The sequence below is a fragment of the Kosakonia sp. H02 genome, from assembly GCA_030704225.1.
Lineage (GTDB): Bacteria > Pseudomonadota > Gammaproteobacteria > Enterobacterales > Enterobacteriaceae > Kosakonia.
Genome location: CP131915.1, coordinates 838,931 through 859,274 on the forward strand (window position 1 = coordinate 838,931; position 20,344 = coordinate 859,274).

Annotated in this window: 20 protein-coding genes; 7 read left to right on the forward strand and 13 right to left on the reverse strand. The window is 56.7% G+C overall.

The window, feature by feature from the left end:
- The first annotated feature begins 78 nt into the window (after positions 1-78).
- A complete protein-coding gene (locus tag Q5705_04060) occupies positions 79-813 on the forward strand; it encodes a MerR family transcriptional regulator (GenBank protein WLI77743.1) in 735 nt (244 codons plus the stop codon).
- A 59-nt stretch (positions 814-872) separates the two neighbouring features.
- Positions 873-986: a protein YohO gene (locus Q5705_04065; protein ID WLI77744.1), complete on the forward strand. Its 114-nt coding sequence runs from the start codon at positions 873-875 to the stop codon at positions 984-986.
- On the opposite strand, the gene Q5705_04070 is transcribed toward Q5705_04065, so the two are convergent.
- The 5 genes from Q5705_04070 to bglX all read right to left on the reverse strand — a co-directional run bounded on the left by Q5705_04070 (position 961) and on the right by bglX (position 7,129).
- Positions 961-1,698 carry an ABC transporter permease gene (locus Q5705_04070; protein ID WLI77745.1) on the reverse strand — a complete coding sequence of 246 codons (738 nt, stop codon included), beginning with the start codon at positions 1,696-1,698 and terminating at the stop codon, positions 961-963. The genes Q5705_04065 and Q5705_04070 overlap by 26 nt on opposite strands.
- Positions 1,682-2,629: an ABC transporter ATP-binding protein gene (locus tag Q5705_04075; protein ID WLI77746.1), complete on the reverse strand. Its 948-nt coding sequence runs from the start codon at positions 2,627-2,629 to the stop codon at positions 1,682-1,684. The genes Q5705_04070 and Q5705_04075 overlap by 17 nt, the downstream gene beginning before the upstream one ends.
- Positions 2,622-3,776, reverse strand: coding sequence for an ABC transporter permease (locus Q5705_04080; protein ID WLI77747.1), 1,155 nt, complete (start codon positions 3,774-3,776; stop codon positions 2,622-2,624). Before Q5705_04080 ends, Q5705_04075 begins: the two co-directional genes overlap by 8 nt.
- An 8-nt stretch (positions 3,777-3,784) precedes the next feature.
- On the reverse strand, positions 3,785-4,702 hold the full coding sequence (locus Q5705_04085) for an ABC transporter substrate-binding protein (protein WLI77748.1): 918 nt from the start codon (positions 4,700-4,702) through the stop codon (positions 3,785-3,787).
- 129 nt (positions 4,703-4,831) lie between these two features.
- A complete protein-coding gene (bglX, locus tag Q5705_04090; protein WLI77749.1) occupies positions 4,832-7,129 on the reverse strand; it encodes a beta-glucosidase BglX in 2,298 nt (765 codons plus the stop codon).
- Between the two features lie 191 nt (positions 7,130-7,320).
- On the opposite strand from bglX, the gene dld reads away from it, so the two are divergent.
- Entirely contained in the window at positions 7,321-9,057 is a 1,737-nt protein-coding gene (dld, locus tag Q5705_04095) for a D-lactate dehydrogenase (protein WLI77750.1), read from the forward strand.
- A gap of 97 nt (positions 9,058-9,154) precedes the next feature.
- A complete protein-coding gene (locus Q5705_04100) occupies positions 9,155-9,709 on the forward strand; it encodes an N-acetyltransferase family protein (GenBank protein ID WLI77751.1) in 555 nt (184 codons plus the stop codon).
- On the opposite strand, the gene pbpG is transcribed toward Q5705_04100, so the two are convergent.
- Together pbpG and Q5705_04110 are read right to left on the reverse strand one after the other, a co-directional pair.
- On the reverse strand, positions 9,710-10,660 hold the full coding sequence (pbpG, locus tag Q5705_04105) for a D-alanyl-D-alanine endopeptidase (GenBank protein ID WLI77752.1): 951 nt from the start codon (positions 10,658-10,660) through the stop codon (positions 9,710-9,712).
- A gap of 170 nt (positions 10,661-10,830) precedes the next feature.
- A complete protein-coding gene (locus Q5705_04110; GenBank protein ID WLI77753.1) occupies positions 10,831-11,418 on the reverse strand; it encodes a Yip1 family protein in 588 nt (195 codons plus the stop codon).
- Positions 11,419-11,576: 158 nt separating this feature from the next.
- On the opposite strand from Q5705_04110, the gene Q5705_04115 reads away from it, so the two are divergent.
- Positions 11,577-12,161, forward strand: a complete 585-nt coding sequence (locus Q5705_04115; protein ID WLI78963.1) for a DedA family protein — start codon at positions 11,577-11,579, stop codon at positions 12,159-12,161.
- Here the strand turns inward: Q5705_04115 and Q5705_04120 are convergent.
- The gene (locus Q5705_04120) at positions 12,158-12,931 is read right to left on the reverse strand and encodes an SDR family oxidoreductase (protein ID WLI77754.1); all 774 of its coding nucleotides are present in this window, start codon (positions 12,929-12,931) and stop codon (positions 12,158-12,160) included. The genes Q5705_04115 and Q5705_04120 overlap by 4 nt on opposite strands.
- Before the next feature lie 110 nt (positions 12,932-13,041).
- On the opposite strand from Q5705_04120, the gene yohP reads away from it, so the two are divergent.
- Complete coding sequence (gene yohP / locus Q5705_04125) at positions 13,042-13,125, forward strand: small membrane protein YohP (GenBank protein WLI78964.1); 84 nt, start codon at positions 13,042-13,044, stop codon at positions 13,123-13,125.
- A gap of 93 nt (positions 13,126-13,218) precedes the next feature.
- Here yohP and Q5705_04130 read toward each other — a convergent pair whose 3' ends face one another.
- On the reverse strand, positions 13,219-14,175 hold the full coding sequence (locus Q5705_04130) for an MBL fold metallo-hydrolase (GenBank protein WLI77755.1): 957 nt from the start codon (positions 14,173-14,175) through the stop codon (positions 13,219-13,221).
- Positions 14,176-14,248: 73 nt separating this feature from the next.
- Between Q5705_04130 and Q5705_04135 the strand changes: the two genes are divergently transcribed.
- Positions 14,249-15,163 (forward strand): LysR family transcriptional regulator, encoded by a 915-nt coding sequence (locus Q5705_04135; protein ID WLI77756.1) that lies wholly within the window; start codon positions 14,249-14,251, stop codon positions 15,161-15,163.
- Between the two features lie 34 nt (positions 15,164-15,197).
- Here the strand turns inward: Q5705_04135 and ascB are convergent, their stop codons facing one another.
- The 4 genes from ascB to surE all read right to left on the reverse strand — a co-directional run bounded on the left by ascB (position 15,198) and on the right by surE (position 20,340).
- Positions 15,198-16,589, reverse strand: a complete 1,392-nt coding sequence (gene ascB, locus Q5705_04140) for a 6-phospho-beta-glucosidase (protein ID WLI77757.1) — start codon at positions 16,587-16,589, stop codon at positions 15,198-15,200.
- A gap of 14 nt (positions 16,590-16,603) precedes the next feature.
- On the reverse strand, positions 16,604-18,460 hold the full coding sequence (gene bglF / locus Q5705_04145; protein ID WLI77758.1) for a PTS beta-glucoside transporter subunit IIABC: 1,857 nt from the start codon (positions 18,458-18,460) through the stop codon (positions 16,604-16,606).
- 117 nt (positions 18,461-18,577) lie between these two features.
- Positions 18,578-19,411, reverse strand: coding sequence for a transcriptional antiterminator BglG (gene bglG, locus Q5705_04150; GenBank protein ID WLI78965.1), 834 nt, complete (start codon positions 19,409-19,411; stop codon positions 18,578-18,580).
- 56 nt (positions 19,412-19,467) lie between these two features.
- Positions 19,468-20,340, reverse strand: a complete 873-nt coding sequence (gene surE, locus Q5705_04155; protein ID WLI77759.1) for a 5'/3'-nucleotidase SurE — start codon at positions 20,338-20,340, stop codon at positions 19,468-19,470.
- Between the last annotated feature and the right edge of the window lie 4 nt (positions 20,341-20,344).

The following is a 20,344-nucleotide window of genomic DNA, read 5'->3' on the forward strand; positions in this document are numbered from 1 at the left end:
AAATCGGCTTCAGTCACGTCTGCGCGGACGGGTAGCGGCTACAGTTATAGACGGGTACAGGGAAGCAAAGGTGAAATCATGGCGCTTTACACTATTGGTGAAGTGGCATTGTTATGCGATATCAATCCCGTGACGCTGCGGGCCTGGCAGCGACGTTACGGGCTACTCACACCTCAACGCACGGATGGCGGCCACCGGCTTTTTACCGACGCAGATATTGACCGTATTCGTGAGATCCAGCGCTGGGTCGGGGCGGGCGTGCCGGTGAGTAAAGTCCAGTCTTTACTGGCGCACGACAGCGAAAATAGTCGCGACGCGTGGTGCAGGCAGCAAGAAACTGCCCTGCACTATTTACAGCAGGGCAACCTGCACCTGGTGCAGCAGTGGTTAAGCGAACTGACGCGCGATTACCCGGCCAAAACCCTGGCAAGCCATCTGCTCAATCCGTTACGCCAGCGGCTGCAAGCCCCACAACCTGCGCTTCTGGCGATGCTCGGCCTGTTCGATGGCGTACTGATAAGCCATATCTCCGGCTGGCTTGCGGCCACCCGAAGTAAAAAGCCCGGCAGAGAGGCGCTGGTGGTCGGCTGGCATGTTCAGGACACCACCCGCCTGTGGATTGAAGGCTGGATAGCCAGCCAACAGGGTTGGCAAGTCGGCATCCTGGCGCATGCGCTAACCCAGTTTCGCCCGGAGATGTTTGCTGGTCAGACATTGCTGGTGTGGTGCGGCGAAACGCCCTCCCCCACGCAGCAGCAACAGCTGCTGGCCTGGCAGGAGACGGGGCATAACGTCTGGCTTCTCGGCATTTAATGTTTTATTAACAACTGAGATTGCCTTTATAATGCCGCCTCACTGTAAAGGAGCCTGAGATGAAGCCTGGTAAAATTCTCGTCATCACTATTTTCTTACTGATGGCGATCGGCGGGATCAGCGGCGTGATGCTCGCCGGATATTCATTTATTGTGCGTGGCGGTGTCGGTTAAGCAGTACCGCCAGGCGTTCAAACCCGCGATCGACGATGATCGCCGCCAGCGCCACTAACACCGCGCCCTGCACAATATAAGCGGTATTAAAACCGCTTAGCCCGATGATAATAGGCGTACCGAGCGTACTGGCTCCCACCGTGGAGGCAATGGTCGCGGTGCCAATGTTGATAATCACCGAGGTACGCACGCCGGCGATGATGACCGGTGCGGCCAGCGGTAATTCCACTTTCCACAGACGCTGCCCGGCGCTCATGCCCATGCCCTGCGCCACGCTCTGCACGCTTTCCGGTACGGCGGCAATCCCCGCCAGCGTCCCCTGTAAAATTGGCAACACACCGTAGAGCACCAGTGCGATAATTGCCGGTTCTTTACCAAAACCCAGCACCGGAACCGCAATCGCCAGCACCGCCACCGGCGGAAACGTCTGCCCGACAGCGGCAATGGTTTCTGCCAGCGGGCGAAACTCCCGCCCGGCCTGGCGCGTTACCGCCACTCCGACACCCATGCCAATCACCACCGCAATCACACTCGAGAGGGCCACCAGAGAAAAATGGGCCACCGTCAGCGCAAGAAAGCTCTCCTGCAAATAGACCGGGCGCGGCAACTGCGGGAATAACGCGCTGAATAACGGCGCACTGTGCGGCAGCCACAACAGCAGCGCAACAAACAAGGCAATCAGCCACAGTAACGGGTCACGCAGGATCTTCACCGCCAGCCTCCACGCGTAACAAATCACGAAAATGCAGGCTACCGCAGGGCTGCCCGCTGGCATTAGTGACCGGCAAAACATCGCAGCGCTGGGCGACAAACGCCGACAGCGCTTCGCGCAGGGACATCTCTTCCTGTAACGGTTCGCCGCCTTCGACGCGATCGCTTCGCAGATACTCGCTCACCTGGCGCAGGGATAACAAACGCACGCCCAGCTCGCTGCGGCCAAAGAACTCGCGCACAAAATCGTTATGCGGCGCGGTGAGCATCTCCAGCGGGGTTCCTTGCTGAATCACTTTGCCACCGTCCATCAACACCAGGTGATCGGCCAGTTGCAGCGCTTCGTCAATATCATGGGTCACCAGCACAATAGTGCGACCCAGCAGGCGATGAATACGCACCATCTCTTGTTGCAGGGCGCTGCGCGTGACCGGATCGAGCGCGCCGAAGGGCTCATCCATTAATAACACTTCCGGGTCGGCAGCCAGCGCGCGGGCCACGCCGACGCGCTGCTGTTGCCCACCGGAAAGCTGGTGGGGAAAGCGATCGCGCAGCACCGGCTCCAGCCCAAGCAGCGCCATCAGTTCATCGACCCGCGCGTCACGTTTGTCGCGCGACCACTTTTGCAGTTGCAGCACGGTGGCAATGTTCTGCGCCACCGTCCAGTGCGGAAACAGGCCAATCGACTGGATGGCGTACCCCATGCGGCGGCGCAATTCGAGCACCGGCAACTGGCGAATCTCCTCACCAGCAAAGGTAATCGTCCCTTCGTCATGTTCCACCAGCCGGTTGATCATCTTCAGCGTGGTGGATTTACCGGAGCCGGAGGTGCCAATCAGCACCGAAAACGCGCCGGTTTTGACCTCTAAATCAAGATGGCTGACCGCCTGATGCCCGGCAAAGGTTTTGCTGACGTTATTAAATTCAATCATGTTGTTTTACCTTCAGCAGCGCGATGGCTAAACCAAATACGGCATCGATAACCACCGCCAGGCCGATAACCGGGATAACCCCCAGCAGGACCAAATCCAGCGCGCTGCTCAGTAGCCCCTGAAAAACCAGTGCGCCAAAACCGCCTGCGCCAATCAGCGCAGCAATCACCGCCATGCCCACCGTCTGCACGGCGACCACCCGCAGGCTACGCAGCAACAGCGGTAAGGCCAGCGGCACGCGCACCTGCCAGAATCGCTGGCGCGCGCTCATCCCCATCGCTTCGGCGCTCTCCAGCACATCCGGCGAGACCTGATTTAGCCCGGCGACCACACCGCGCACCAGCGGTAATAGCGCATAGAGAATAAGTGCGATAAGCGCAGGCGTGATGCCGGTTCCGGCAACGCCGAGGCGCGCCAGCCACGGAAAATGCTGCACCAGCCCGGCAAGGGGTGCAATCAGCAGGCCAAACAGCGCCACGGAAGGAATGGTCTGGATAACATTGAGCACGGTAAACACCGGCCCCTGGCGCGCCGAATGGCGATAACACCACAGCCCGATGGCAAAACCAATCACCAGCGCGGGTAACAGCGTGCCGAACAGCAGCGTCAGGTGCTGCGCCAGCGCGTCGTTAAACACCTCCTGGCGATTGGTGTATTCGTGCATCAGCGAGAGGTTATCGAGCTTACCGCTCAGCAGTAAAAGGAGAGGCCAGCACCAGACCTGCGCATTGAGCAGCCAGCGCCATACCGGATGGGTGGCGAAACGCCGAATGGCGTCGCTACAGGCAAGTAATGTTAACGCCAGCCATAGCCACAGGCCGCTGCCCGGCGAAGTGCGTGCCAGCGTGCTACCGCTTTGCGCCAGATCCGCAGCCGCCCTGCCCGCACTCCAGACCAGCAGGCAGAACAGCGCCTCGGCCAGCAATAACGTGGCAACCTGCGCACCGCGCCCGGGAACAAAACAGAGCACCAGCAGCACCCCGGGCGCAAGCAGCCACAGCACCGAGAAAAGCTGCCATAGCGCGCGGCCTTCACCGGAAACCAGCCGGTTCGGTGCGTAATTGATAAACGGCAGCCACGCCGCCAGCCCTCCCAGCACAACCAGCAATAACAGCACCCGGTTGTGGCAGCGTATTTGCGCATCCATTGTCGTCGTTATTTCACCAGGCCTTTTTCTTTCAGGTAATCCGCCGCCACTTTCTTCGCATCCAGCCCTTCAACGGCAATGCTGGCATTCAGTTTCTGCAATGTTTTCTCATCGAGGCTGGCAAAGACTGGTTTCAGCCAGTTGTCCAGCTCCGGGTAGGCTTTCAGCACCGCTTCACGCACCACCGGAGTCGGGGCATAAATCGGCTGCACGCCTTTCGGATCGCTTAAGGTTTGCAGACCGAGCGCCGCCACCGGGCCGTCGGTGCCGTAGGCCATTGCCGCATTCACACCGGACGTCTGTTGCGCCGCCGCTTTGATAGTGACCGCCGTATCGCCCCCGGCCAGGGAGAGCAACTGATCTTGTTTCAGGTTGAAGCCATAGGCTTTTTCAAAAGCGGGCAGCGCATCGGTGCGCTCAATAAATTCCGCCGAGGCCGCCAGTTTGAACTCACCGCCCTCTTTCAGGTAACGGCTGAGATCGTCAAGTGACGTGAGTTTATTTTTCTGCGCCAGATCCTGGCGTACCGCGATGGTCCAGGTGTTATTGGCCGGAGCCGGCGTCAGCCAGACCAGCTTGTTTTTTTCGGCGTCGAGTTTTTTCACTTTCTCGTAGCCCTGCTGTGCGTTTTTCCACGCCGCGTCGTTCTCATCTTTAAAGAAAAACGCGCCGTTGCCAGTGTATTCCGGGTAGATATCCAGCTCGCCAGCGGTGATTGCGCCGCGCACCACCGGGGTGGTGCCAAGCTGCACTTTATTGACTGTTTTTACGCCATGACTTTCCAGTACCTGCAAAATGATATTACCGAGCAGCGCCCCTTCGGTGTCAATTTTGGAGCCCACTTTAATCGGTTCTGCCGCCTGCAAGGGTAAGCTTACGGCGGCGAACAGCGCCAGCGAGCAGGCAATCTTTTTGGTGAGTGTCATTATTGTTTCCTCATTTTTACTGCCTTTTTCAGCAGCTTGAGAAAAAAGCGTAGCTGAAAAAAAGCGCAATGGACGCGATATGGCATAAGAAGGAAAAAAATCAGGCCGGTTTCCCGGCCTGTGTAAGGATTAACGTAGCTCGAACTCGCCCTGCTTCACGCGGGCGGAATCCACGCCGATAAAGACATTGAACTTACCCGGTTCCGCGTCATATTTCATCCGCTGGTTCCAGAACTTCAGCGCATTAACATCGATCGGGAAGCTGACGGTTTTGGTTTCTCCCGGTTTCAGGTTCACCTTGTCGAAACCGCGAAGCTGTTTCACCGGGCGGCTCATCGAGGCGGTGACATCCTGCACATACATCTGGATGACCGTTGCGCCTTCGCGTTTGCCGGTGTTGGTGACATCGACACTGGCGGTGACTTTACCGGTGCGCGTCATCGTCGGCGCCGACATTTTCACATCAGACACGGTAAAGGTGGTGTAGCTGAGGCCATAGCCAAACGGATAGAGCGGGCCGTTGGCTTCGTCGAAGTAACGGGAGGTGTATTTGTTCGGCTTGTCGGCGTTATACGGACGACCGGTGTTCAGGTGGCTGTAGTAAACCGGGATCTGCCCAACCGAGCGCGGGAAGGACATCGGCAACTTGCCGGACGGGTTGTAATCACCAAACAGCACATCAGCAATGGCGTTGCCGCCTTCGGTACCAGCAAACCAGGTTTCCAGAATCGCATCGGCTTGCTGATCCTCTTTCACCAGCGCCAGCGGGCGACCGTTCATCAGCACCAGCACCAAGGGTTTGCCGGTGGCTTTCAGCGCGGCAATCAAATCACGCTGGCTCTGCGGAATGGTGATGTCAGTACGGCTGGAGGCTTCATGGGCCATGCCCTGCGCTTCGCCGACCACGGCAACCACCACGTCAGATTTTTTCGCGGCGGCAACCGCTTCATCAATCATCGCTTTCGGCGTACGCGGATCGACCACTACTGCCGGTTCGTACTGGTTGAGGAAATCGACAATGCCTTTATCGTTGGTGATATTCGCCCCTTTGGCGTAAATCACCTCGCCTTTCCCGGCCAGCGCATCGCGAATGCCGGTCAGCACGGTCACAGACTGATCGGCCACACCGGCGGCAGACCAGCTACCCATCGAATCGCGTTTGCTGTCGGCCAGCGGCCCGACAACAGCCACGGTACCGGATTTTTTCAGCGGCAGCGTTTCGAGGCGGTTTTTCAACAGCACCAGGCTTTCGCGCGCCACTTCCCGCGCCTCTTTGCGGTGCAGGCGGCTTTCGGCATTGGTGTCCTGCGGGTCAGACGCTTTCGGCCCCAAATGGCTGTACGGATCGTTAAACAGACCCATATCGTATTTCACGTTCAGCACGTGACGCGCGGCATCATCCAACTCTTCCATCGTCACCTTGCCGGATTTGATCAGCCCCGGCAGGTATTTGCTGTAGTACTCATCGCTCATGCTCATGTTGATGCCGGATTTCAGCGCCACGCGCACGGCGTCTTCCGGGTCGGCGGCGGTACCGTGTTTGATTAATTCTTTGATTGCGCCGTGATCGGAAATGGTAATGCCTTTAAAGTCCCACTCATCGCGTAGCAGGTCTTTAAGCAGCCAGGAATCTGACGACGCTGGCGTGCCGTTAAGGGAGTTGAGCGCCACCATCACTCCGCCGCTTCCAGCGTCGAGTGCGGCTTTGTACGGCGGCATATAGTCGTTGAACAGGCGCTGCGGGCTCATATCGACGGTGTTGTACTCTTTCCCGCCTTCCACCGCGCCGTAAGCGGCGAAGTGTTTCACGCTGGTCATTACCGAATAGCGATCCGCCGGGCTTTTGCCCTGCATCGCTTCAACCATGGTTTTACCCATTTCGGCGGTTAAGAAGGTGTCTTCCCCAAAGCCTTCCGAGACACGGCCCCAGCGTGGATCGCGCGAGACGTCCACCATCGGAGCCCAGGTCATATTCAGGCCGTCATCGGCGGCTTCATACGCGGAAACACGGCCAACGGTTCTCACCGCATCGAGGTTAAAACTCGACGCCAGACCGAGGCTAATCGGGAATACGGTGCGCTGCCCGTGCACCACATCGTAGGCAAAAAAGAGAGGAATTTTCAGGCGGCTTAATTGCAAAGCCTGGTCCTGCATGGCGCGAATGTCCTGGCGAGTCACGGTGTTGAAAATCGCGCCGACCTGGCTCTCCTTGATCATGTCGCGAATGGCTTCTTTCGGGTTATCCGGCCCGACGCTGATTAAACGCAACTGGCCGATTTTCTCATCGACGGTCATTTTTTTGAGCAGATCAGTGACAAAGGCGTCCCTGGCTTCTGGCGTCAATGGATGGTTACCGAACATCTCCTGGGCCTGCGCGGGTTGCAGCGCGAGACTCACAGCGACACCTACAGAACATAGCCATTTCATGTCGTTTACTCTCTTGTATTTTCACCAAAAACCGCGGTTAACGGGCCGCGAAAAAAAGGCAGTGTGCCATAATCCTGGCACGTCTTGCAGACCTGGACTCTGATTTTTATGCAAATTCGCTCCCCCCCGTCTGGGTTGTGGGACTACTATCAATAGGCATAAAAGTCATACTTCGCCACAAGGAGTGGAATATGTCTCATGAACACAGCGCTTTTATAAACGAATTGAAACGGCTTGTTGGCGCTTCTCATCTGCTTACGGATCCGGCCAAAACCGCCCGCTATCGCAAAGGCTTTCGCTCCGGCCAGGGCAATGCGCTGGCGGTGGTGTTTCCCGGCACGCTGGTTGAACTGTGGCGCGTACTGCACGCCTGCGTGAATGCCGACAAAATTATCCTGATGCAGGCGGCGAATACCGGCCTGACGGAAGGCTCCACGCCCAACGGCAATGATTACGACCGCGATATCGTGATTATCAGCACCCTGCGCCTCGACAAACTGCATCTGCTGGATAACGGCGAGCAGGTGCTGGCATATCCGGGTACAACGCTCTATTCGCTGGAAAAAGCGCTCAAACCGTTAGGACGCGAACCGCATTCGGTGATCGGCTCATCCTGTATTGGCGCATCGGTAATTGGCGGGATCTGCAATAACTCCGGCGGCTCGCTGGTGCAGCGCGGCCCGGCGTATACGGAAATGTCGCTGTTTGCGCGCATTGATGAGCAGGGCAAATTGCAGTTGGTGAACCACCTGGGCATTCAACTGGGTGAAACGCCGGAGCAGATCCTCAGCAAGCTTGATGACGATCGCATTCAGGACAGCGATGTGTTGCACGATCAGCGTCACGGCCACGATCACGATTACATCAACCGCGTGCGCGATGTGCAGGCCGATACCCCGGCGCGCTACAACGCCGACCCGGACCGGCTGTTTGAATCCTCCGGCTGCGCGGGCAAACTGGCGGTCTTTGCCGTGCGTCTCGACACCTTCCCGGCAGAAGCCCGCCAGCAAGTGTTTTATATCGGCACCAACCAGACGTCCGTGTTAACGGAGATCCGCCGTCATATTCTGGCGAATTTCGCCCATCTGCCGATCGCAGGCGAGTATATGCACCGGGATATCTACGATATCGCCGAGCGCTACGGCAAAGACACCTTCCTGATGATCGACAAACTCGGCACCGACAAAATGCCATTTTTCTTCACCATGAAGGGCCGCACCGACGCACTGCTGGAGAAAGCGACGGTCTTTAAACCGCACTTTATCGACCGCTCACTGCAAAAAATCAGCGGCCTGTTCCCGTCGCATTTGCCGCCGCGTATGAAGGAGTGGCGCGATAAATACGAGCATCATCTGCTGCTGAAAATGTCCGGCGACGGCATAAATGAAGCGCAAAGCTGGCTGCAAGACTATTTCGCCAGCGCGGAAGGCGATTTCTTCGTCTGCACGCCGGAAGAAGGCAGCAAAGCGTTTCTGCACCGGTTTGCCGCGGCGGGGGCGGCTATCCGCTACCAGGCGGTTCACGCCGACGAGGTGGAGGATATTCTGGCGCTGGATATTGCCCTGCGGCGCAACGACACTGACTGGTTTGAACATCTGCCGGCGGAAATCGACAGCCAACTGGTGCATAAGCTCTATTACGGCCACTTTATGTGCCACATTTTCCACCAGGATTACATCGTCAAAAAAGGCGTTGATGTTCACGCCCTGAAAGAGCAGATGCTGGAATTACTGCGCCTGCGCGGGGCGCAATACCCGGCGGAGCATAACGTCGGGCATCTGTATGAAGCCACTGAACCGTTAAAACGTTTTTATCGGGAAAATGATCCGACAAACAGCATGAACCCCGGCATTGGCAAAACCAGCAAGCGGAAATTCTGGCAAGAAGCGCAAGATGCAGCGCATCACGATACTACGGTGATGAAATAACCTGGTGCGGCTTTGAATTGCGCGCAACTTCCGTAATAGAGTAACGACAACGCCAGAGAAACGTTTCTCTGGCTTTACTCAATGGAGCCCGTCTGTCATGTCAGCTGTCGATATCATGTCTGGTCCTGCGGTGGTGGTGCGCGACGCCTGCCCCGAAGATGTTCACGCCATTGCCTCACTTTACGCCTGGCACGTGCTCAATGGCCGGGCTTCCTTTGAAGAAGTGCCCCCTACGATTGATGAAATGCGCAGCCGGATGAGCAAAATCGCCAATGACGGTTTGCCGTGGCTGGTCGCGCTGTATCAGGGCATTGTGGTGGGTTACTGCTATGCCGGTTTTTACCGCCCGCGTCCGGCGTACCGCTACACGCTGGAAGAGTCGATTTATGTTGATGCCAGCATGACCGGCCACGGGATTGGCTCGGCATTACTGAGCGCGTTAATTGCCCGCTGTGAAGCGGGGCCGTGGCGGCAGATGATTGCGGTGATTGGCGACGGGAATAACAACGCCGGTTCGCTGCGGGTACATAAAAAGCACGGTTTCGAGATTGCCGGGCAACTGCGCAGCGTCGGTTACAAGCAAGGCGACTGGCGGGATACGTTGATTATGCAGCGTCCACTCAACGACGGTGACTGGACGCTGCCGGAGTAATTAATCGTTTTGCGCGGTAAGTTCGCCCGCCGCCACCGCCGGAGTTTGTGCCATCTGCGCCGCTTTCTGGCGCTTATAGCTTAACGCGGCGGCCGGTACTGGCTGCACTTTCCCGGTTTCAATCCACGTGCGTAAGCGGCTGGCATCGGCAAAGTGGGTATATTTGCCGAACGCATCCATCACCACCAGCGCCACCGGTTTGTTGTTGATAACCGTGCGCATCACCAGGCAGTGGCCTGCCGCATTGGTAAAGCCGGTTTTCGTTAGCTGAATGTTCCAGTTATCGCGATACACCAGATGGTTGGTGTTACGAAACGGCAGCGTATAGGCCGGGTTGGCAAAGGTTGCCATCTCTTCACGCGTGGTGCTCAGTTGCCCAATCAGCGGATACTGTTTGGTGGCAATCAGCAATTTGCTCAGATCGCGCGCGGTAGAGACGTTGTGAATCGACAGCCCGGTCGGTTCAACATAGTGGGTATTGCTCATGCCGAGCGCTTTGGCTTTGGCATTCATCGCCGCGATAAAGGCGTTGTAACCGCCCGGATAGTGGTGCGCGAGGCTCGCGGCGGCGCGGTTTTCCGAGGACATCAGCGCCAGCAGCAGCATATCTTTGCGGCTGATTTCACTGTTCAAACGCACGCGGGAGTAAATCCCTTTCATTTCCGGCGTCTGGCTGATATCCACTTTGATCTTCTCATCCAGCGGCAGGCGCGCATCCAGCACCACCATGGCGGTCATCAGTTTCGTGATCGACGCAATCGGGCGCACCAGATCCGGGTGGCTGGAGTAGATGACATTATTGGTTTGCAGATCGACAATCATCGCGCTGCCAGAGGCGATTTCAGGTTGTGCGGCAGCGGACGCAACAGGGGTTTTCGCCACGGCCATTGGTGCCATGGGCGCACTCAGCACTAAAGCCAGGCTTAATAAAGAGACTCGAAATTTCTGCATGGTGAGGCTTCTGAAAATTATTCACGCACGTTATTACGCACACCGCTTCTGTTCGCCAAAGCAATAACAGGGCTGGCTTTGGCATAATAGCCGCCACGCAGGGTTGTCGCCAGAGGATAATCGTTGCGAGAGATTGCGTTGCCAGCTTTTCTGCCAGCAACGCAACGTTATCAGAACAAACGGTAACCGTAGCCCCACAGAATTACCGTCAGCGCCAGCAGCACTTCCAGCACCAGCACACCAATCGCAAGCGTTGAACTGGAGAAGCTCAACCCCTCTTCCTTGTTGATATTAAGGAAGGTCGGAATGCCGACATAGAGCAGATAGCCGGTGTAAAACAGCGCCACCGTACCGATCAGCGCGCAGAGCCACACCAGCGGATAGAGCGCCACAATACCGCTTAAAAACAGCGGCGTTGCCACATAACCGGCAAACACCATACAACGCGTCAACGATGGCCGCTGCGGGTAACTTCGCGCCATCCACCAGATGACGCGCCCCATAACGGCCACCCCCGCCAGCATCAGGGCATAAAAGATAACCGCCAGATAAAACCCGGTGAATAACGACAGCGTCACGACGTTGTTTTCACCAAAGTTCCAGCCAATTTGCGTGGTACCAATAAATGCGCAGATAACCGGAATGGCCGCCATGATAAGTACATGGTGGGTGTAGTGATGCGAAACCGTTTCGTCTTCGCTTTTGATAACCTGCATTTCACGATCGGGATGGGAAAAGAGTCCCCAGACATGGTTCATAACGCCCCCTCACTGAAAGCCCAACTTCGACTCAGTAAGTATACGTCACTCTGGCGATTATTTTTTGTACAGCGCAAAAAACGCGCGCGGTTGCGTTCAGCGGAAACGGCGCGAAGCGTATATGCTTAACAACGTTTTGCCAGGAGGAGGTAATGACATTGGATATCAATAATCTGATTAGCCAATATGGTTACGCGGCGCTGGTTATTGGCAGTGTGGCCGAAGGGGAAACCATTACGCTGCTTGGCGGCGTGGCGGCGCATCAGGGGTTGCTGCGCTTTCCGCTGGTGGTGCTGGCGGTGGCGCTCGGCGGCATGATTGGCGATCAGTTGCTATATCTTGTGGGCAGACGTTACGGGGCGAAAATCTTGCGGCGCTTCTCCCGCCACCGGGAGAAAATCCACCAGGCGCAGTCGCTTATCCGTCGCCATCCCTATCTGTTTGTGATTGGTTCGCGGTTTATGTACGGCTTTCGCATCATTGGCCCGCTGTTAATTGGCACCAGCCGTTTGCGACCACACATCTTTTTGCCGCTGAACATCCTCGGAGCCCTTGTCTGGGCGCTGATTTTCACCACCCTTGGCTATGTCGGCGGTGAAGTGATCGGCCCGTGGCTGCATCAGTTTGATCAACATGCCAAACGCTGGATCTGGCTCGTTATCGCGGTGGTGCTGGTGTTCTGCCTGCGCGCGTGGTTTCGCCATCGCCGGAAAAAACGCCAGCACACGCCGCCGCAAGATTAAGTGGTTTTCGGTTTGAACTGCGGGTTCGCCAGCATAAAACCGCCGTCGATAATAAACGATTGTCCGGTGGTGTAGCTGGCATTTTCTGAGCAGAGCCAGGCCACCATGCTGGCGATCTCTTTGGTGGTGCCGGGTCGCGCCAGCGGGATATTCGGCATTGAGCCGGGTTTCGCGTCGTCGTCGGTCATGTTGTTCATCGGCGTGGCAATGGCGCCAGGGGCAACGGCGTTGACCAGAATGTTGTGCTCCACCAATTCCAGCGCCATCGATTTTGTTAACCCGCCGAGCGCATGTTTGGCGGCGGTATAGGCGCTGGCTTCCGGCAGCGGCGTATGTTCATGCACCGAGGTGATATTAACAATGCGCCCGCCCTGCCCCTGTTTCACCATCTGCCTGGCGGCGATTTGCGAGCAGAGAAACGCGCCATCGACATCGACGGTAAAAATGCTGCGCCAGTCGTCAAAGGTGACATCCAGAAATGCGGCTTTGCTCATTGCTCCGGCATTGTTGACCAGCGCGTCGATGCGCCCGAAGCGGGAAATCAACGTTTCAATGGCCTGTGCGCCATCGGGTAAATGGCTGAGATCGAGCTGGATAGTTTCCGCTCGTCGTCCAAGTGCTGCAACCCGCTGCGCTGTCTCCTTTGCGCCGTTGTCGTCTGAATGCCAGGTAATGCCAATATCAAACCCCTGCTCTGCCAGCATCAACGCGCTTTGCTTGCCGATGCCGGAATCCGCGGCGGTCACGATCGCGACTTTTGTTTCAGACATACTTCACCCTCCGGTTATTTAATAAGCAGTTAAGTATAGAAAAAAGGCAGGATAGTGAGAGATTGACTAGGCTTTGCATGAACTCAAACACGATAAGGAAGACGAAAATGATGAAGATTTTACTTTGGGCGATCCTGATAATTTTCCTGATTGGTCTGCTGGTAGTCACCGGCGTGTTTAAGATGATCTTTTAAGTAAAATGCCGGATGGCGGCTACGCCTTATCTGACCTACGGGGGTTAGTCGGTTTTGTAGGCCCGGTAAGCGTCAGCGCCACCGGGCGTTTTGTTACTCCCCCTTCGCGTTGTAATTAATCGGCACCCAGCGGTAGCCCCGTTCGGCTTTCATCACTTTGCCGATGCCGGGAAAGGCAATATGCGCTGCTGCGACCCAATCCCCTTCCTGTGCGACTTGCGCCAGCACTTTTTCCCGCGTGGCAACTGCCTTCTGGCGATCGACATCAAAATGAATCGCCACCTCGGGCTGCGGGAATTGCACCGGCTGGGCGTGAATAATATCGCCCCATAACATCAGCGTCTTGCCGCCGTGCGTCACCCGATAAATCACACTGCCTGGCGTATGCCCGGCCGCTGGAATGGCCTCAATACCGGGGATGATTTGCACCGGCGCATGGAAAGTACTTAATTTCCCGGCGTCGATCACCGGGCGCAGCGACCGTTCGGATTCGGCAAACGTGTGCCGCTGCCCCTCTTCCACTTCGGATTTATGCTTCGGGTTGAGCCAGAAATCGACATCGCGCTTATCAACGCGCACCGTCGCATTCACGAATACCGGTTTGCCGTCGCGCTGCACGCCGCCAGAGTGGTCGGCATGAATATGGGTCAGCAATACCGTATCAATCGCCGCCGGATCGATCCCCGCCGCGCGCAGGTTGTCGGGTAAATGCCCGCCTTCTTTGCCAAAAAGCGGCCCGGCACCGGCATCGACCAGGATCAACTGCTTGCCGGTATTAATGACAAAAGCGTTAATCGACGTTTCAGCGTTTACCGGCATATTTGCCTGCGCCATCCGCGCCTGTAAATTTTCCGGTGTGATATTGGTCAGCAGCTTGTCAAACGGCACGGCGACGGTGCCATCGGAGACGGCGGTAATTTGCCAGTCGCCCATCGCCATGCGGTAGTAGCCCGGCGCTTGCGGCTGGTGAGTCGATAGCGGTTCGGCGGCCAGCGTGCTGAAATTCAGCCCGGCGGCGGCGAGTGCCAGTAGCAACGGATAATATTTCATTGTCTTCTCCGGTCGTTTTCGTTGCGCCAGTATCCTGCGACCGCTAGTATCACTCCAATTGATTGGAGCAATAATGACTATCAAAGAGAATGATTTTCGCAAAATCGATCTGAACCTGCTGATCGCCTTTGCCGTGCTGTACCGCGAACAGAGCGTCTCTGCCGCTGCGGATAAGCTGCACCTCGGCCAGCCAGCGGTAAGCGGCGTGCTGTCACGGTTGCGCACCCTGTTTGATGATCCGCTGTTTATTCGCAGCGGCCATAAGATGCAACCGACCAGCCGCGCAACGGAGCTGCACGCCGAGCTGCTGCCGCTGCTTGAACAGTTACAGAGCGCGCTGTTTCAGCAATCGGCATTCGATGCGAAAACCGCGACGGCCACGCTGACGCTGGGCATGGCCGACTGGGTGGAGATGTGGCTGATGCCGAAACTGATCCCGGCATTGCTGCACCATGCGCCAGGCGTGCGGTTGAACGTGGTGGCAAGCGATCCCTTCAGTGATGCCGCCCGGCTGGAAGGGGGCGAAATGGATATGGCAATAAGCGTTGCCGTTGCCGGGCCACGCTGGCTGGAACGGGAAGTGCTGACCACCATGGCGTTTGCGACGCTCTGGCATCCGCAGCAACTCTCACTTTCTGCACCGCTGGATCTCGATACCTTTGCGGCACAAACACATTTGATGGTCAGCTACCGGGAAGCGACCGGTAGCCATTTCGATACATTGCTGGCGAAAACCGGCCATCAGCGGCGCATTCACTACACCACGCCGCACTTTGCCGCCCTGCCGGGCTTGCTGGAAACGATGCCCGCGCTGGCAACGGTACCTGCGGGGCTGGCGGATGAGTGGCGACGCACCAGAGGATTGATGCGAAGCCCGCTGCCGCTGGAGGCAGAACCGATTGAAGTCGCGATGCTATGGCATCAGCGCCACAGCAGCGATCCGGCGGTGATGTGGCTAAAAGAATTTATCGCCACATTAATGGCCTGAAATCTCTGCCCGGTCGCGCCGGGCAGAATATCGCTTATCGCAGGGTTGCGCCGTTACTGGCAATGACATCACGATACCAGAAGAAGCTCTTCTTGCGGCTTCGCGCCAGGGTGCCGTTACCGTTGTCATCCCTGTCGACATAGATAAAACCATAGCGCTTGGAGATCTCGGCTTTCGACGCACTCACCAGATCGATAGGCCCCCAACTGGTGTAGCCCATCACCTCGACGCCATCTGCAATGGCTTCGCGTACCTGCACCAGATGATCGTTAAGATAGGCGATGCGATAGTCATCATAGATGCAACCATCCGCGTCCACTTTATCCTTCGCGCCGAGGCCGTTTTCGACAATAAACAGCGGTTTTTGCCAGCGATCCCACAACATATTTAACATTGTGCGCAGGCCAACCGGGTCGATTTGCCAGCCCCACTCTGACGCTGGCAGATGCGGGTTTGGCACCATGCTGAGGATATTGCCGCGCAGTTGCTTATTCAGCTCTTCATCAGCGGTGACACAACCGCTCGAGTAGTAGCTAAAGGAGATAAAATCGACCGTCGACGTCAGCGCTTCACGATCGGCATCGGTTATCTCAATCGCCATACCGTTGTCGCGGAAATAGCGCAGCATATAACCCGGATATGCACCGCGACACTGCACATCACCGAAGAACTGCCAGTTGCGGTTCTCCTGCAACGTTTCAAACACATCGTCCGGCTTGCAGCTTAAGGGGTACATCAGGCCACCAAGCAGCATATTGCCGATTTTGCTGTCAGGGATGATTTCATGACAGGCTTTCACCGCCCGCGCGCTCGCCACCAGTTGATGGTGAATAGCCTGATAAATCTCCGCTTTGCTGCTGTTATTGGGCAAACCCACACCGGTCATTGGCGCATGCAGCGACATATTGATTTCATTGAAAGTCAGCCATAGCTTCACTTTTGATTGATAGCGGGTAAACACCGTGCGGGCATAACGCTCAAAGAAGTCGATAGTCTGGCGGTTACCCCAGCCGCCGTACTCTTTCACCAGATGCCACGGCATCTCGTAATGAGACAAAGTCACCAGCGGCGTAATGCTGTGGGAAATCAGTTCGTCGAACAGTTTGTCGTAGAAGGCCAGCCCGGCTTCATTGGGTGTGGTTTCATCGCCGTTGGGAAAAATACGTGTCCAGGCGATGGAGACGCGCAGGCAGCTAAACCCCATTTCGGCAAACAGGGCGATATCTTCCGGGTAGCGGTGATAAAAATCGATCGCCACATCTTTTAACGCTCTGGCTCCCGCCACGCGCTCCACCACGTCGCCAAACACCCCGTTTGGCTGCACATCCGAGGTAGAGAGGCCTTTGCCATCTTGCAGATAAGCCCCTTCAACCTGATTAGCCGCCACTGCGCCGCCCCATAAAAAACCTGCTGGAAATGTTGTCACTGTTTTCTCCTTTTTTAACTTGCCACCGCTAGCAGCGGTTTTCCGGCCTGAACTGAGGTAGATGCCACGTTAGATACGCCCGTGTAGCAGTCGCTGTTACTGATAATGACCGGGGTGGCGAGATCGAACCCGGCGGCGAGGATCGCCGCGCGATCGAACTCCAGAAGCAGGTCGCCCGGTTTCACTCTGTCACCCACGCTGACATGCGCGGTAAAGGGTTTGCCTTCCAGCTTCACTGTGTCGATGCCGACGTGAATCAGCATTTCGATACCGCAATCGCTGAGTAAGCCAATCGCATGTTTGGTTTCAAACAGGGAAGCCACTTCCCCGGCAAACGGCGAAACAACCCGGCAGTCCACGGGAATGATTGCCACACCATCGCCCAGTAAACCGCTGGCAAATGTGGGGTCGCCAACTTGATCCAACGCCAGCACGCTGCCACTCATCGGCGCGAGCAACACTTTTTCCGGCAGAGCGCTGACCTTTCCCGCGGGGGCCGCCATCGGTGTTTTTGGCAGCCCGGCAATGCAGGTCAGTATTAACGACAGCCCGAACGCGACGGCGCATCCAACAATGCCGCCCCACAGCGTCGCGTCAACGCCGCCCGGTGGGATCATTTGCGCCAGCGTAAAGATATTCGCCATGCCAAAGGAGTACGCATGGCTGCCGCTAAAGCCGACAATGGCTCCCCCGACAGCTCCCGCGATACAGCCAAAAATAAACGGTCGGCGCAGCGGCAGGGTCAGACCATAGACCGCCGGTTCGGTGATACCGAAAATCCCGGCGGCTATCGACGAACCCGCCAGCACTTTTTGTTGCCCATTACGGGTACGCAGGAAGATACCCAGCGTCGCGCCCACCTGGCCTAGCACCGCAGGCAGCAGGATCGGTAACATCGTGTCCTGGCCGAAAACGGCCATGTTGTTGATCATGAGCGGCACCAGCCCCCAGTGCAGGCCGAAAATGACGCACACCTGCCACAGCGCACCCAGCGCGCCGCCCGCCAGCCACGGCGCCAGGCTATAAATGGACTGGTAAGCGAACGCCAGCATCTGGCTGAGCCAGGTGGCGACCGGGCCAATCAGCAAAAACGTGAGCGGCACGGTAATGGCAATGCAGAACACCGGCGCGAAGAAGTTTTTCAGTGAGGCATGCAGAAAGCGGTTGCCCTGTTTTTCCAGCCAGCAACTTACCCACGATGCAAGAATAATCGGGATAACCGAGCCGCTGTAATTGAGGAATGTCACGGGAATGCCGAGGAAGGTTTCACTCACCGCACCGCTCGCCTGGCTGGCATTGAAGGCGCTTATCATCAGCGGGTGGGTTAATGCACCGCCAATCGCCATCGTGATAAACGGATTGCCGCCGAACTTTTTCCCGGCGGTATAACCCAGCACCAGCGGGAAGAAGAAGAACAGCGCATCGCTGGCGGCAAACCAGATTTTGTACGTGCCACTCTCGGGGTTAAGCCAGCCGCAAACGACGGCCAGCGCCAGCATGCCTTTGAGGATCCCGGAGGCGGCGAGAATGCCGATAAACGGTGTAAAAATGCCGGAAATAATATCAATGATGCGGTTGAACAAGGAGCTCTTATCCTCGCTCACCGTCATTGGCGTGTCGTCCGTCAGACCGGCGTCTTTGCGCACGGCCTGCCATACGTCATGCACATGATTGCCGATGACCACCTGAAACTGGCCGCCGCTTTCCACGACCATAATCACACCAGGATTCGCTTTTAAGCCTTCGGCGTCGGCTTTGTGCATCTCTTTGAGTTTAAAGCGTAAGCGCGTAGCGCAATGCACCACGCTGCTGATGTTCTCCTTGCCGCCCACGTGGCTGAGAATGTCTTTCGCCAGTGTTTGATATTCCATGCTGAGTTCCTTGCCTCTTGTGTCTGAGTAAAAAAAAACCTGAGGCCGGTACCTTGCGGGAGCGGACTCAGGTTTTGCCTGCACTGATTGATGCAGTAACAACCCTGGCGGCACAAATCAGTGCCGTACTTTCCTCACGCGCTCAATGTGGAGCGCGAGAAACATTATCTCTTCCGTTGTCAGTGGCCTCTGATACGTACTGACCAGATGACGCGCCACCTTCTCGGCGCACTTCCATGCCAGCGCGTAGTTCTCTTTCACCGCCAGATGCAGGCCGGGATCGTCATCTTCCACCACGGTGCGGTTCAGCATACGCTGCGAGAAGAACTTCAGATGCGTCACAAAGCGTTGATAGCTAAGAGAATCCTCATCGTATTCCAGCTTTAGCTGGTACTGCACGATATGTAAGATCTCCTGCATCACTTTGGTGATATGCATCACTTCCGGCATTTCACTGTTGAGTTGCGCCGTCACCAGGTGTAAGGCGATAAAACCGGCTTCGTCTTCGGGTAATTCAACGTCCAGGCGCTTAGCGAGGATCTCCCGCGCCTGCTGACCCAGCGCAAACTCTTTTGGGTAGAGGCGTTTTATCTCCCACAGCAGCCCGTTGCGAATGAGCAGGCCTTTTTTCTGCCGCTCAATAGCAAAAAAGCAGTGGTCGGTTAAGGTGATGTACAGACTCTCCTGCAACCTGCCCAGACGCTCGCGGGCCAAATCAATAATGCGATCGCAGGCGGTCATCACTTCCAGCGGGATCTGGCTGAGCAACTCCCCCAGCCGACGCACCAGCTCATCGCTTTGCAGGGCAAACACTTTCTCGATACGGCTTTCATCAAGCTGTTCGCCGGGTCGCTTTTGAAACGCGATCCCCCGCCCCATCACCACCTGCTCGCGCTGATGCTCATCAAGCACCACCGCGACATTATTGTTTAATATTTTGGCGATACGCATCCCGCCCGCGGTCAACGGGCCGGAAGAGGTGGAGCTATCGCCGTTGTAGGCTGCCATCAGCGTAGCAGTGCCTGATAATGTGTTTCATACTGCGGGGCATTCCATTGACCATCAAAGACCGTCAGGGTGATATAGCCCTGGTTTAACCAGCCAGTGTCGGTATCCGCGTTGCTCGGCGTCAGCACTTTATCACTCAGAATTTGCTGCGCGCGGCCATCTTCCAGCAGTTTGTAGCTGTGCTGCGGAACCGGGAATGGCTCGTTGCCGATGTATTTCTCACCCTTAATGTCGCTTTTTGCCAGCGGCGGATAGTTGATGCTCAGCCCCGATCCCACCGGCAGTACTGCCTGGCCTGGCTGCCATTTGGCATGGAGCTTATCCACCAGCGACACCACATAATCGACGGAATCCGGCCAGTATTTATGTGTACTTGGCCAGCCTGCTTTTTGCTCCTCAACCGTCAGCAGGTAACCGATGCTCGCAGCAATGGCCGGGTAGCCATAACGCACGGCACGCGCCGCCGCACCCACGGTGCCGGAGTTAATCTGCGCCACGCCGGTGTTTGGCCCATCGTTGACACCGGAAATGATCAGGTCTGGCGGGTTATCTTTCAGCACGCCAAGCAGACCGAAATCCACCGCATCCGCAGGCGTACCGGGGAAGCAGTAACGTTTATCCGCCACTTTTTTGACGTCAAAAATCTTATTGGGTTTAAAGGTGATAGCCGAGCCAATCCCGCTCTGATTAGTGGCGGGGGCCACCATCCAGACATCAAACCCTTTGGCCGCCAGCTTTTCCTGTAAGGAAATCGTCCCCACGGAGTCGCAGCCATCGTCGTTGACCAGTAAAACGCGCATCGCCCGCTCAGCGGCCTGTACGCTGGTCGTCGCAAGCGCAGTTATCAAAAGTGCCAGTAATGTCTTATTCACGGTG

What these genes read in the sequence shown, in the direction of transcription:
- Q5705_04060 (WLI77743.1), top strand. Translation starts at nt 79, where the DNA reads ATGGCGCTTTACACTATTGGTGAAGTGGCATTGTTATGCGATATCAAT.
- Q5705_04065 (WLI77744.1), top strand. Translation starts at nt 873, where the DNA reads ATGAAGCCTGGTAAAATTCTCGTCATCACTATTTTCTTACTGATGGCG.
- Q5705_04075 (WLI77746.1), bottom strand. Translation starts at nt 2,629, where the DNA reads ATGATTGAATTTAATAACGTCAGCAAAACCTTTGCCGGGCATCAGGCG.
- Q5705_04080 (WLI77747.1), bottom strand. Translation starts at nt 3,776, where the DNA reads ATGGATGCGCAAATACGCTGCCACAACCGGGTGCTGTTATTGCTGGTT.
- Q5705_04085 (WLI77748.1), bottom strand. Translation starts at nt 4,702, where the DNA reads ATGACACTCACCAAAAAGATTGCCTGCTCGCTGGCGCTGTTCGCCGCC.
- bglX (WLI77749.1), bottom strand. Translation starts at nt 7,129, where the DNA reads ATGAAATGGCTATGTTCTGTAGGTGTCGCTGTGAGTCTCGCGCTGCAA.
- dld (WLI77750.1), top strand. Translation starts at nt 7,321, where the DNA reads ATGTCTCATGAACACAGCGCTTTTATAAACGAATTGAAACGGCTTGTT.
- Q5705_04100 (WLI77751.1), top strand. Translation starts at nt 9,155, where the DNA reads ATGTCAGCTGTCGATATCATGTCTGGTCCTGCGGTGGTGGTGCGCGAC.
- pbpG (WLI77752.1), bottom strand. Translation starts at nt 10,660, where the DNA reads ATGCAGAAATTTCGAGTCTCTTTATTAAGCCTGGCTTTAGTGCTGAGT.
- Q5705_04110 (WLI77753.1), bottom strand. Translation starts at nt 11,418, where the DNA reads ATGAACCATGTCTGGGGACTCTTTTCCCATCCCGATCGTGAAATGCAG.
- Q5705_04120 (WLI77754.1), bottom strand. Translation starts at nt 12,931, where the DNA reads ATGTCTGAAACAAAAGTCGCGATCGTGACCGCCGCGGATTCCGGCATC.
- yohP (WLI78964.1), top strand. Translation starts at nt 13,042, where the DNA reads ATGAAGATTTTACTTTGGGCGATCCTGATAATTTTCCTGATTGGTCTG.
- Q5705_04130 (WLI77755.1), bottom strand. Translation starts at nt 14,175, where the DNA reads ATGAAATATTATCCGTTGCTACTGGCACTCGCCGCCGCCGGGCTGAAT.
- Q5705_04135 (WLI77756.1), top strand. Translation starts at nt 14,249, where the DNA reads ATGACTATCAAAGAGAATGATTTTCGCAAAATCGATCTGAACCTGCTG.
- bglF (WLI77758.1), bottom strand. Translation starts at nt 18,460, where the DNA reads ATGGAATATCAAACACTGGCGAAAGACATTCTCAGCCACGTGGGCGGC.
- bglG (WLI78965.1), bottom strand. Translation starts at nt 19,411, where the DNA reads ATGCGTATCGCCAAAATATTAAACAATAATGTCGCGGTGGTGCTTGAT.